This window comes from Micromonospora sp. IBSANI012 (assembly GCF_052814045.1).
This window is the reverse complement of the sequence record NZ_CP199933.1, coordinates 2875810-2888314: the sequence shown is the minus strand read 5'-3', so window position 1 is coordinate 2888314 and position 12505 is coordinate 2875810. Positions and strand designations below refer to the sequence as shown.

Below are 12505 nucleotides of genomic sequence, written 5' to 3'. Positions count from 1 at the left end.
TGTCCTTCATTGCGCGGTGCCGCCGGGGCGGCGGGGTGGGTTGCGGCGGGTGCGGCTGCGGCGGGCGGCGGCCCGCAGCGCGGCGCGGGCCAGTTCCGGCCGGTCGGCGGCGCCGTCGAGGCTGGCGGCGAGCGCCCGGACGGTGGGGTGGCGGAACAGGTCGAGCATGGTGATCGAGCGGCCGGTGGCGGCGGTGAGCCGGGCGTGCACCGCGGCCAGGGCGAGGGAGTGCCCGCCGATGTCGAAGAAGTTGTCGGTGACCCCGACCCGGTCGGTGCCGAGCACCTCCCGCCAGATGCCGGCGATCAGCTCCTCGGTGTCGGTCAACCCGCCCGGACCGGCCGGCATCGGGGTGCGGGGCGCCTCGGCGACCGCCACGGTCATCGCGCCGAGCTGCGGCGTGCGCACGGTGGGCCGGGGCAGCGCGGCGGCGACCGCGGCGGCCGGCGCGTGCGGGTCGGCGGCGAGCGCGCCGACCAGCTCGGCCAGGTCGGCCAGGAGCGCGTCGATCCGGTCGGCGTCGAACAGGTCCGGGTTGTGGACCACCTCGACGCCGAAGCGACCGTCCCGCTCCACCACGTAGACGGTGATGTCGAAGGGCGAGCCGGGCTTGGGCACCGGGACCGGCGCAGCGGCCAGCCCGGTCAGCGCCAGCCGCGGCGGGGCGAAGTTGAGCACGTTGAACAGCACCTGCACCAGCGGGGCGCGGGAGGTGTCCCGGCCGACGCCGAGGGCCTCGACGAGGCGTTCCAGCGGCGCGCCCGGGTGGGCGGTGACCTCGTGCAGCTCGGCGGCGCACCGGTCGACCAGCTCGGCGAAGGTGGCCCCGCCGGTACGCAGCCGCACCGGCACGGTGTCGATGAAGAAGCCCACCACGTCGTCGAAGGCGGCCAGCCGCCGGTCGGCGACGATCGCCCCGACCACGTGGTCGTCGCCGCCGGTGAGCCGGCGCAGCAGCTCGCCGAAGCCGGCGAGCAGCACCGCGGCGGCCGTGGTGCCGCGCCGGGCGGCCAGGGCGCGGACCGCGCGGTCGGCGGGCTCCGGGAGGCGCACCGCGGCCTCGGCGCCGGCGTAGGTCTGCACCGCCGGGCGGGGCCGGTCGCGGGGCAGCTCCAGCACGGTGGGCACGCCGCGCAGGTGCTCGGCCCACCAGGCCAGGTCCACCGTGCCCCGACGGGCGTCGCGCCCGGCCCGCCAGACCGCGTAGTCGGCATACGTGGCGGCCGGCGGCGGCAACGTCGGGGTGGCCCCGGTGACGGCCTGGGCGTACGCGGCGGCGAGGTCGGCGTAGAGGACCGCCTCGGACCAGCCGTCGAAGACCGCGTGGTGCATGGTCATCGCCAGCACGTGCGCGTCGCTGCCGAGCCGGTAGACGGTCACCTGCCAGGGCGGCCCGGTGGCCAGGTCGAAGGCGTGCGCGGCGCCGGCGGCGAGCATCCCGGCCAGCTCCGCCTCGGCGTCGGCGCTGCCGGTCAGGTCGACCACCGGCACCGCCACGTCGGTGGGTTCCTCGCAGACCGCGTACGGCACCCCGGCGGTCTGCGGGATCCGCCAGCGCAGCACGTCGTGCCGCTCGGCGACGGCCCGCAGCGCCGCGCCGAGCGCGGCGGTGTCCAGCGGACCGCGCAGCCGGTGCGCGACGGCGATGTTGTACGGGGCGCTGGAGGGGGCGAGCTGGTCGACGAACCAGAGCCGGCGCTGCGGTGGGGACAGCGTGGGCGGGTTGCCGGTGGTCAGCGGCTCGGTGTCGGCCGGGGCGGCGGCGCGCAGCCGGGCGACCAGGCCGCCGAGGGTGCGTCCGGCGAGCACGTCCCGGATCTCGACGTGCCGGCCCAGCTCGGCGCGGAGCGCGGCGACCAGGCGCATCGCGGCGATGGAGTTGCCACCGGCGGCGAGGAAGTCGGTGCCCGGACCGGGGGTCGCGCCGAGCAGCCGGGTCCAGATCCGGGTCACCGTTGCCGTCACCGGGTCGGCCGGACCGGCCGGCTCCTCGGCGGTGGATCCGGCGGTCAGCGCGGCCACGGCCAGGGCGCGCAACGCCGGCCGGTCCAGCTTGCCGGTGACCGGGCTGACCGGCAGGTCGTCGCGGCGCAGCAGCCGGGCCGGCAGCATCGCGGCGGTCAGCCGCGCCCGGGCGTACGCCCGGATCGTGTCGTCGCCGGGCGCGCCGGCCGGGGTGAGGACCGCGACCAGCTCGGTCCCGGCCGGCCCGGGCACCGCCTCGACGGCGACCCGGTCGACGCCGGGGGCGCCGGCCAACACCGCCTCGACCTCGCCCAGCTCGATGCGCTGGCCCCGGATCTTCACCTGCCGGTCGCTGCGTCCGAGGTAGACGATCCGCCCGTCGGCCGCCTGGCGGACCAGGTCGCCGGTGCGGTACAGCCGCTCGCCGGGCAGCCCGGAGAACGGGTCGGGGACGAACCGGTCGGCGGTCAGCCCCGGCCGGTGGAGGTAGCCGTCGGCCAGCCCGGGGCCACCGATCAGCAGCTCGCCGGTCTCCCCCGGCGGCACCGCCCGCAGCTCGGCGTCGACGACGTACGCCCGGTGGTTGGGCAGCGGCAGGCCGATCGGCACCGGGTCGGTCTCGGCGCCGGTCAGCTCGCCGGTGACCGCGAGCACGGTGGTCTCGGTGGGGCCGTAGCCGTTGAGGAAGCGTCGCCCCGGCGCCCAGCGGGCGGCCAGCTTCGCGGGGACGGCCTCGCCGCCGCAGAGCACGGTACGCCAGCCCGGCACGTCGGCCGGGTCCAGCATGGACAGCACGGTCGGGGTGATGAAGCCCCAGTTCACCTCGTGCGCGGCGATGAACCGGGCGAGCCGGGCCGGGTCAGCGCGGTCGTCGGCGCCGAGCAGTTGCACCGCGCCGCCGAGCAGCAGTGGCAGGAAGAGGTCCATGGTGGCCGCGTCGAAGCCGAGCGAGGCGATGCCGAGGCTGCGCACCCCGGCGTCGGCGCCGCTGATCGTGGCGCACCCGGTGACGAACTCGACCACGTTGCGGTGGGTGGTCAGCACCCCCTTGGGGCGGCCGGTGGATCCGGAGGTGAACAGCACGTACGCCGGGTCGCCGGGCCGGGCCGGGCAGGGCCCCAGCGGGGCCGGGCCGTCCGACTCGACCACCTCGACGCCCGGCAGGTCGGCCAGCTCGGCCGCCGCGTCGCCCACCAGCAGCGACACCCCGGCGTCCGCGACGATCTCGCGTTGCCGCTCGCGGGGGCCGTCCGGCTCCAGCGGCACGTAGCAGCCGCCGGCGAGGAGCACCCCGAGCACGTCCACGACCAGCCGGGGCCGGCGCCGGCCGCAGACCCCGACCCGCGTCTGCCGGCCGACGCCGTGGGCCCGCAGCGCGGCGGCCACCCCGGCCGCCCGGCCGACCAGTTCCCGGTAGGTGAGCCGGTCGTCCCACTGGCGGACCGCGACCGCGTCGGGGCAGCGTGCGGCCCGGGCGGCGATCAGGTCGGCCAGCGTCCCGTCCGGCCAGGGCAGCTGCGGCCCGGCGACGGCGCTGATGGACAGGATGTCGGTCACCCGTGCTCTCCCCGGTAGGTGGCTGGATCGGTGATCTGCAGGCGCAGCTCGCTGACGTGTCCGCTCCCGGCGGCGTCAGGCACCCAGGCGTCCGCCGGCGTGGGCAGCAGCTCGGTGACCACCACCGCCACGTCGGGGCCGGTCTTCGCGGCGGCGTCGGCCATGGCGCACAGCGACTGGGCGTACAGCGGGCCGGTCAGGTCGACGTAGCAGGGCTTGACCTCGGTGCCGACCTTGACGAACACCCGTTCGGGCAGGTCGAGGGCGGCCCGGAAGCGGCGCGCCGCGAGGTAGCGCGCGGTCTCGTCGCCGTGCCCGGCCAGCCCGCTGCCGGCCACGGTGGTCCGCCAGGTGCGCCGGGCCACCACCAGCCGGTCGATGGTGATCCTGGGCGTGTGCGGGGCCGGGTCGAGCAGCTTGAAGGTGTCCACCAGCAGCGAGCCGAGCAGGTTGGCGAAGATCTCCATCACCGGCCAGCGGGACCCGTCCGGGAAGACCGCGGTCAGCGCGTCGCCGTCGCGGACCACGGTGACGGCGGTGGCCGGGACCAGCCGGTCGACGTCGCCGCCGCGCGCGGTGTCGATGCCGAGCTGGCGGTCCGCGGGGCCGGTGAGGGCGTACGTGGTGCGGGTGGTCAGCCGGGGCCAGCTCTCCGGGTAGAGCACCCGGATCCGGGCCGGTCCCAGGTCGGCGTCGAGCGCCGCCCGCAGCGCCACCGGGTCCGGGTGGAACGGGGTGAGCACCGCGCTGTCGTAGGCGACGGTGGCCGGGTGCAGCTCGCCGAGGACGAGCAGGAACTCGCCCCGGTCGATCGCCTCGGCGGAGACGGCGCTGACCTGGAGGTCGGGGTTGTGGATCCGGGCGGACGGCCAGCCGGGCCGCTCGGCGGCGAAGAGCGCGCGGACCGGGCCGGCCAGGTCCTCGGCGCGCAGCCGCAGCTCGACGGTGCCGGCCGGCAGGTGCCGCAGCCCGAACAGCTCGGCCCACCGGTCGGTGAAGCCCACCCCGGCGCGGGCGATGGGGCCGTCCGGGGCGACCAGCATCCCCTGGGCCAGCGACCAGATGTCGGCCAGCCGGACCGGAGCGTCGGCGGCGAGCTCGTCGTGCAGGTCGGCGAGGATCTCCTCGCAGCCGGCGCCGATCTCGGCGGTGAGCCAGCGGGCCGCCTGGAGGACCACGGCGAGCGGGGCGGCCAGCGCGTCCAGCACGGTGGCGCCGACGGTGACGTCGAGGTCGCGGGCGGTCTCCTCGTAGCAGACGGTGCGCCCGGCGTACATCTCGCCGCTCTGCCGGGTGGCGGGACGGCCGGTGACCGCGGTGAACTCGGTGTTGAGCGCGGCCAGCGCGCCGCCCAGCCGGTCCGGGTCGCCGGCGGCGGCCGCGACCGCGTCCCGGGCGGCGCGGAGCCGGTCGACGTCGGCAGCCACCGCCGCCCGCACAGCCTCCTCGCCGATCGCCGCGATCCGCTCGGCCAGCACCCGTTCCGCGTCCGGGCTGTTCGGCAGGTTCGCGTCCCAGGTCAGCTGGCCGCGTTCGACGAACCGGTCCAGCAGCAGGAACACGTCGTCGACGGTGCGGACGTCGCCGTCGGCGCGGGCCCGCTCGGCCAGCTCGACGGCGGCGGTGCGCCCGTCGCAGGACGCCAGCAGCCGGGCCTCCACCGCCGACAGCGGGATCGGCGGGTGCAGCGGCCAGCGCAGCTGCCGTCCCTGGACGCTCAGGTGCGGTTGCAGCGCCGGGGCCCACCAGCGGCGTACCGCCAGGTCGTCGGCGAGCCGGTCGGCGTACGCGATCAGGGCCCAGGCCTCGAACCCGACGTGCCGGCGGGTGACCAGCCCGGGTCCGGGCGTCAGCCGGGTACGCGGGTCGTCCGGGTCGAAGGTGCCCCAGCAGACCGGGCCGAAGAAGCCGATCGTCTCGGCCTTGCCGCAGTAGCGCTGCCAGTAGCGCAGCAGGCTCAGCTCCCGCTTGCGGCGGCGCACGTTGCGTACCGCCGGGTCGGTGCGCAGCAGCCCGTCCAGCGCGATCAGCATGTCCGGGTTCTGCCAGGTGACCGCCTCGCGCAGCAGCGGGTCGGCGGCCAGTTCGCCGGCCACCGCCGAGGAGTCGGCGAACGCCTCGCGCAGCGCCTTGTCGACGACCTCCGGGGCGACCTCCCCGGCGAGCAGCGCGTCGGCGGCGGCGGCCGCGTCGGGCGCCGCGAAGCGGTCCAGGCCGGCGGCGGGGAAACCGGCGGTACGCAGCACCAGGTCCCGCCAGACCGACCAGCCGGTGTCGCCGAGGGGGATGCGGTGGCTCATCGGCGAGGCTCCCCGGTGGTGTCGACGATGTGCAGTCGCAGCTCGCTGAGGTACCGGCGGCCGGCGGCGTCGGGCACCCAGGCGTCGTCGGGGCCGGGCAGCATCTCGCCCACCACCAGCGGCACGCCGTCGCCGTGGGTCATGGTCGCCGAGCGGACCATCGCGCAGAGCATGTTGGCGTACCCGGGACTGGTCAGGTCCACGAAGCAGGGCTTGGTCTCGCTGCCGAGCTTGACGTAGACCTGTTCGGGCAGGCCGAGGCGGGCGCGCCAGCGGCGGACGGCGAGGAACCGGTCGCGTTCCCCGGTGGCCGGTCCCAGTCCGCTCTCCCCGACGGTGGTGCGCCAGGTCTGCCGGGCCACCACCAGCCGGTCCAGCGTGATCCGGGGCGTGTACGCAGCGGCGGCGACCAGCTTGAACCCGTCCACCGCATGCGCGCTGAGCAGTTCGGCGAAGACCTCGGTCAGCGACCAGCGCTGCCCGTCGGGGCCGGTGGCCACCAGCCGGTCGCCGTCGGCGGTGACGGTGAGGTCCACCGTGGGCAGCACCCGCGCCCGGTCGGCGCCGGGTGCCGCGCCGAACGCCAACTGCCGATCGGTCGGCGCGGCGAGGGCCTCGGCGACCCGGCTGGTCCGGCGGGGCCAGTCGGCCGGGTAGAGCAGTCGCAGCCGCCGCCCGCCGACGTCGGCGGCGAGCGCCGCGCGCAGCCGCTCGGCGTCCGGATGGCCGGTGACCAGCGGTGCCGTGTCGAAGGACGCCCAGGCGGCGTGCAGCTCGCCGAGCACCACGGTGTAGTCGCCACGGGCCAGCGCGGCGCTGTCGGTGGCGCAGATCTGCAGGTCGGGGCTGTGCAGCCGGGCCAGCGGCCAGTCCGAGGGGCCGGGCGGCGGGAAGGCGGCGTCGACCCGGTCGACCAGGTCGGCGACCGCGACGGTCACCTCGGTGGTGCCGGCGGGCAGGGTGTCCAGCCCGAACAGCCCGGCCCAGCGGGCGGCGAAGTCGGCGGCGACCCGGTCCACCGGCCGCTCGCCGTCGCCCCAGAACAGCCCCTGGGCCAGGAACCACAGGTCGGCCAGGGACACTGGGGTGTCGCCCGCCCCGCCGCGCAGGTCGTCGTAGAGCTCGCGGAAGACCGCCGCGTACGCCTGCTCCAGCGCGCCGACCAGCCAGCGGGCGGCGCGCAGCAGCACGTCGAGCGGGGCAGCGATCCCGTCCAGCAGCGGCCGGCCGAAGGTCACGTCGAGGTCCCGGCTGGTGTCCTCGTAGCAGAGGGTCCGGCCGGCGTACATCTGTCCGTCGCGGCGCCGCGCGGCCTGCCCGGTCAGCTCGGTGAAGGTGGCGTCGAGCGCGTCCAGGGCGGCCCGCAGCCGCTCGGGGTCACCGGCGGCCGCGGCGACCGCGTCCCGGGCGGCGACGAGCCGGTCCAGCCCGGCCCGGGCGCCGGCCCGGACGGCCTCGTCGCCGATGGCGTCGATCCGTTCGGTCAGCACCCGTTCGGCGTCCGGGCTGACCGGCAGGGCGGCGTCCCAGCTGATCAGCTCCCGCTCGACCAGCCGGTCGAGCAGCGCGTACCCGTCCTCGGGGCGGCGCAGCCCGGCGGCCGGGTCGCCGACCAGTTGGTGGGCGGGGCGGCCGTCGGCGGCGGAGAGCAGGGCCGCCTCCACCGCTGTGAGGGTGAGCGGTGGGCGGCCGGGGCGCAGCACGGTCCGGCCGCGCAGGCTCAGGTGCGGGGCGAGCAGCGGCGGCCACCACCGCCGGACGGCCAGGTCCCCGGCGAGCCGGTCGGCGTACGCGGCCAGCGCCCAGGACTCGAACGGCACCCAGCGGCGGCGGGTCAGGCCGGGCCCGGGACGGACGTCGGCCACCTCGGCTCGCGTCGGGTCCACGGTCACCCAGCAGCCGGGGCCGAAGAAGCCCACGGTCTCGTTCTTGCCGCAGTAGCGCTGCCAGTACTTCAGCAGGGCCCGTTCCCGGTCCCGGTGCTTGTTGTTGCGCCGCGGCTCCGGGCCGCCCGCGACCAGCGCGTCGAGGATGACCAGGGCGCCCCGGTTCTGCCAGGTGACCGCCTCGCGCAGCAACGGGTCGGCGGCCAGCGCGGCGAGCCGCCGGGCGGCGGCCGAGGTGGCCTCCGCGAACTCCTTGTCGAAGCGTTCCGCGCCGGCGCCGGTGGCGATCAGCTCGTCGGCGGCCGCGGCGGCCGACGGCGCGGCGAACATGGTCAGCCCGTCGGCGGGGAAGCCGGTGGTGCGCAGCACCGCGTCCCGCCACACCGACCAGCCGGTCTTCCCCAGCGGCACCCGGTGCGCCCCGGTCGACCCGGCACCCGCCGCACCGGCAGCGCGGGACGCGGCGGCGCCCGACGCGGTAGCGCCCGAGGCGGCAACGCCGGACGGGGCAGCGCCGGACCGGGCGGCGGTCGAAGCGGCGGCGGTCGCGGCGACGGCCTCGGCCAGGTCGGCGCGGATCGCGGCGAGCAGCTCGGGCAGCCGGTCGGTGAGGAAGAAGTGCCCGCCGTCGATCTCGTGCAGGGTGAACCCGGCGGCGGTGTGCGCGGCCCACGCGGCGCTCTGCTCCCGGCTGACCGCCCGGTCGTGCCGGCCGCTGAACGCGACGAGCGGCACCGGCAGCGGCTCGCCGGGGACGTACCGGTAGCTGTCCACCCGGCCGAAGTCGGCGCGCAGCAGCGGCAGCAGCAGCTGCACCAGCTCGGGGTGTGCCAGCAGCTCGGCGGGGAGCCCGCCGCCGGCGCCGAGACGGCGCAGCAGCTCGTCGTCGTCCACCCGGGACAGCCCGTCGAAGAGGCTGGGAGCGGTGACGTGCGGCGCCCGGGCGCCACCCACGTAGAGCCGCAGCGGCAGCGGTCGGCCGGCCCGGCGCAGCTCGCGGACCACCTCGAAGCCGACCCGGCCGCCCATCGAGTGGCCGTAGATCGCGTACGGGCGGTCGGCCCGACCGGCGATGGCGGCGGCGACGTCGGGCACGGTGAACCGGGGGTCCTCGCTGATCCGATTCTCCCGGCCGGGCAGCTGCACCGCCAGCACCTCGACGTCCGGGCCGATCCCCTCCTGCCAGCGCCGGAAGGCGCTCGCGCCGGCCCCGGCGTAGGGCAGGCAGAACAGTTGCACCGGCGCCTGGGGTCGGCTTCCGGGCGAGACGAACCAGTTCACCGCGCGCCTTTCTGAGGGGGGTCGATCCAGTACCGCCGGCGCTGGAACGGGTAGCCGGGCAGTCCGGTGCGGCGGACGCCCTCGCCGGGGTGCAGCGCGGCCCAGTCGACGTCGCGGCCGGCGACCCAGTCGGCGGCGAGGTCCCGCAGCCGGCCGGCCGGGCCGGCGATCCGGGTGTCGGCGTGCAGCAGCTCGTCCAGCGCGGCGATCGCGCCGGCCGGGTCGGCGGCGACCACCGCCGCCCGGCAGTCGAAGGCTCGCCGGCCCAGCGCCAGGGTGGCGGCCACCTCGGGCAGCGCCGGCGCCGCGCCGGCCAGGTGGGCCCGCAGCCGGGTGAGCGCCGCGCGCAACGCCCCGGGGGTACGCGCCGAGACCGGCAGCAGGTACGCGGCACCCTCGGGCGCCTCGACCGGCTCGACCGGTGGGGGCTGCTCGACCACCACGTGCGCGTTGGTGCCGCCGAGGCCGAACGAGCTGACCCCGGCGACCCGGCGCGGGCCCGGCGGCCAGTCGCGCGCCTTGGTCGGCACGTAGAACGGGCCGCCGGCCAGGTCGATCTCCGGGTGCGGCCGGGTGAAGTGCAGGTTCGGCGGGATCACCCCGTGCTGCACGGCGAGCACCGTCTTGATCAGCCCGGCCACGCCGGCTCCGGCGTCGAGGTGACCGATGTTGGTCTTGACCGAGCCGAGCGCGCAGGACTCGGCGGGCGCGGCGCCGCCGTACACCTCGTGCAGCGCGGCGACCTCGATGGCGTCGCCGAGCGGCGTACCGCTGCCGTGGGCCTCGATGAAGCGGACCTCGCCGGGCGCCACCTCGGCGGCGGCGAGGGCGTTCGCGACGGCGGCGGCCTGCCCGGCGGGGCCGGGCACGGCGAAGCCGGCCCGGTCGGGTCCGTCGTTGGTGACCGCCCAGCCTGGCAGCACCGCGTAGATCCGGTCGCCGTCGGCCTGGGCGTCGGCGAGGCGGCGCAGCGCGACGACCCCGACGCCGGAGCCGAAACCGGCCCCGTCGGCGGCCTCGTCGAAGGCCCGGCACCGGCCGTCGGGTGAGGCGAGGCCGCCGGGGGTGTGCCGATAGCGGGGCCAGGTGACGTTGACGCCGCCGGCGAGGGCGAGGTCGCACTGGTAGTCGGCGAGGCTCTGCGCGGCCAGGCAGACCGCGACCAGCGAGCTGGAGCAGGCGCTCTGCACGGCGACTGCCGGCCCGGTCAGCCCCAGCCGGTACGCGACCTGGCCGGGCAGGTGGTCGGTGAACTGCCGCCCGATCAGCCGGGCCTCCCAGTCGTCCGGGTCCACGTCGCCCACCACCGCCGGGTTGTCCAGCAGATGGAACAGGAAGTACCGGTTGGCCGAGGTGGCCGAGTAGACCCCGACCAGCCCGGGGAACCGGGTCGGGTCGTGCCCGGCGTCCTCCACCGCCTCCCACGCGGTCTCCAGGAAGAGCCGGTGCTGCGGGTCGGTGCGGGCGGCCTCCTGCTCGCCCATGGCGAAGAACTCGGCGTCGAAGTCGGCGACGCCGTCGAGCCGGCCGGCGGCCCGGACGTGCCGGGGGTCGGCCCGCAGGCCGGGCCCGATGCCCAGGGCGGCCAGCTCGGCGTCGCTGTGATCGTGGATCGAGTCGACCCCGGCGCAGAGGTTCCACCAGAAGGTGGCCAGGTCGGGCGCGCCGGGAAACCGCCCGGCGAGCCCGACGACGGCGATCTCGTCGCCGGTGTACTCGCGGGCGGCGACCGTCGGCGCGGCCGGGGTGGGCAGGCTGGGCGCGGGGGCGGGGGCGGCCGGCCGGTCACCGCTGGCGGCTGCGTCGAGCAGCCGGGCCTGCGCCGCCACGGTTGGGTGCGCGAAGAGCCGCACCATCGGCAGCGCCACCCCGAACCGCTCGGCGAGGCGCTGCTGCACCTGGCCGAGGAGCAGGGACTGGCCGCCCGCGTCGAAGAAGCTCTCCTGCCGGCCGACCGCCTCGCGGCCGAGCACCGCGCACCAGATGTCGTGCACCGCCCGCTCGGTTTCCGTGGTCGGGCCCTGCCCGGCCGGGACGTCCCGGGGCGGATCGGGCAGCGCCCGCTCGTCGACCTTGCCGGTGACGGTGAGCGGGAGAGCGTCGAGCGCGACCACCGCGCGGGGCAGGGCGTACTCCGGCAGCCGCCGGGCGAGGGCGGCGCGCAGGGCCGCCGGGTCGAGGGGCCCGCCGGCGGGTGTCGCGTACGCCAGCAGCTCGCCGTCGCGGGCGATGGCCCGTACGGCGGCGACGCCGGGCTGGTCGGCGAGGACCGCCTCGATCTCGGTCAGCTCGACCCGGAACCCGCGCACCTTCACCTGCCGGTCGAGCCGGCCGAGGCAGACCAGCTCGCCGCCGGGCAGCCGCGCCCCGAGGTCCCCGGTGCGGTACGCCCGGGTGACGCCGTCGTCCGCGAGGCTGAACCGGTCGCTGTCCTGCCCGAGGTAGCCCGGGGCGAGGTACCGGCTGCGCACCACGATCTCGCCGGTGTCCCGGTCCAGCGACAGCTCGTACCCGGGCAGCGGGGTGCCGATCGGCAGCGGCCCGGTGGCGGTCGGGTCGGCCTCGGCGAACGGCAGCGTGTGCCGGGCGGCGAAGGTCATCTCGGTGGCGCCGTAGCCGTTGACCAGGACGGAGCCCGACGCGAACCGGTCCCGGCCGCGCGCGGCGTCGACGTGGGTGGCCTGCTCGCCGCCGAGCAGCACCACCCGCACCGAGCCGAGCCGGCGCGCGCCGAGGGTGTCGAGCAGGAACCGGTAGACGGTCGGGGTGGAGTGGTAGACGGTCACCCGACGCCGGACCAGCTGGTCGGCGGCGTGGGCCAGCCCGTGCCGGCGCAGGTCCACCGGGACGACGGCGGCACCGGTGAGCAGGGCCGGGTACAGGTCGGGGATGGCGGCGTCGAAGCTGAACGAGGCGAGCAGGCTGAGCCGGTCGTCCGGGCCGAGGGCGAGGTCGCGGATCTGGTTGTCCACGACGTGCGCCAGGTTGCGGTGGGTCTGCGCGACGGCCTTGGGCGTGCCGGTGGAGCCCGAGGTGAACAGCACATACGCCGGCGCGTCCGGATCGACCGGCACGGGACGCAGCGGGGCGGGGCCGACCCCGTCGAGGACGATCACGGGGGTGCCGGGCCGGTCGGCGCAGAGCCGCTCGGCCAGTTCCCGGTGGGCGGCGGCGCAGGCGACGGCGCGCACGTCGGCGGCGGCGAGCAGGTGGCGCAGCCGCGCGTCGGGGAACCCCGGGTCCAACGGCACGTACGCGCAGCCGGTGGCGAGGGCGCCGAGGACGGCGGCGACGGTGGGCGCGCCGTGCCCGGTGAGCAGGGCGACCCGGTCGCCGGCGCGCAGGCCTGCGGCGGCGAGCGCGGCGGCGTGGCCACCGGCGCTGCCGGCCAGCTCGGCGTAGTCGACCTCGTGGGTCTCGCCCAGGATCGCCGGCCGGTCGGGATGGGCGGCAGCGACGTCCACGAAACGCTGGATGATCATTGGTTGCGCCATCTCAGTGAGTCGGCTCGACTCC

The 12505-nt window shown here is 77.2% G+C and carries 4 protein-coding genes; all 4 read right to left on the bottom strand.

From position 1 onward, the window contains the following. Window positions 1–6: 6 nt before the first annotated feature. From ACTWM8_RS13225 to ACTWM8_RS13210, 4 genes are read right to left on the bottom strand one after another with little or no spacing between them, the layout of a single operon-like run. A complete protein-coding gene (locus tag ACTWM8_RS13225; protein WP_446214073.1) occupies window positions 7–3522 on the bottom strand; it encodes an amino acid adenylation domain-containing protein in 3516 nt (1171 codons plus the stop codon). Further along, window positions 3519–5822 (bottom strand): lantibiotic dehydratase, encoded by a 2304-nt coding sequence (locus tag ACTWM8_RS13220; protein WP_446214072.1) that lies wholly within the window; start codon window positions 5820–5822, stop codon window positions 3519–3521. The genes ACTWM8_RS13225 and ACTWM8_RS13220 overlap by 4 nt, the downstream gene beginning before the upstream one ends. Next, a complete protein-coding gene (locus ACTWM8_RS13215) occupies window positions 5819–8989 on the bottom strand; it encodes a thioesterase domain-containing protein (RefSeq protein WP_446214071.1) in 3171 nt (1056 codons plus the stop codon). The genes ACTWM8_RS13220 and ACTWM8_RS13215 overlap by 4 nt, the downstream gene beginning before the upstream one ends. Further along, the gene (locus tag ACTWM8_RS13210; protein WP_446214070.1) at window positions 8986–12471 is read right to left on the bottom strand and encodes an AMP-binding protein; all 3486 of its coding nucleotides are present in this window, start codon (window positions 12469–12471) and stop codon (window positions 8986–8988) included. The genes ACTWM8_RS13215 and ACTWM8_RS13210 overlap by 4 nt, the downstream gene beginning before the upstream one ends. Window positions 12472–12505 lie beyond the last annotated feature (34 nt).